The sequence below is a fragment of the Streptococcus intestinihominis genome (assembly GCF_046824975.1).
Classification (GTDB): Bacteria; Bacillota; Bacilli; order Lactobacillales; family Streptococcaceae; genus Streptococcus.
Genome location: NZ_JBKQBL010000001.1, coordinates 110,305 through 110,707, shown reverse-complemented (window position 1 = coordinate 110,707; position 403 = coordinate 110,305). Strand labels below are relative to the sequence as shown.

Sequence of the window (403 nt, the reverse complement as noted above, 5' to 3'; positions counted from 1 at the left end):
ACGAAACGGGAGGCATTATTGGCAGTTACAGTCTAACAGAAGATACGGATACTGTCTTGCCACGAGTGCCTTTTGTTCCAGCAGAGTTTGTAGAGAAGGTCAATATGGATGAAGTCATCGACTGGAAAGTGAACTTAGTGGAAATCACTGGAAATCCTGATATGCCAGAGAGTTATAAGCCGGTGGCAGCTGTGAATTTAGAGGCCCTACTGGATGCTTTGGACTCAAGTGAATTTGAATTGTTGGATGCTAATCAAATTGAAATTAAAAAATTGTCAAAAGAACGCTTGTCGCAATTGGCACAACTCTAATAAAAAAACAGTTCATTTGAACTGTTTCAGATTGAAGACAAAGTAATTTTAGAAACTTTCCTTAGGTGAGAGCGGACGTCAGCGAACTTCTA

General features: G+C 40.0%; 1 protein-coding gene. It reads left to right on the top strand.

The annotated features are described in order from the left end of the window. On the top strand, window positions 1–311 hold a 311-nt coding region (locus ACLOR3_RS00590), incomplete at its 5' end, for a DUF4299 family protein (RefSeq protein WP_412036883.1). Window positions 312–403: the final 92 nt, after the last annotated feature.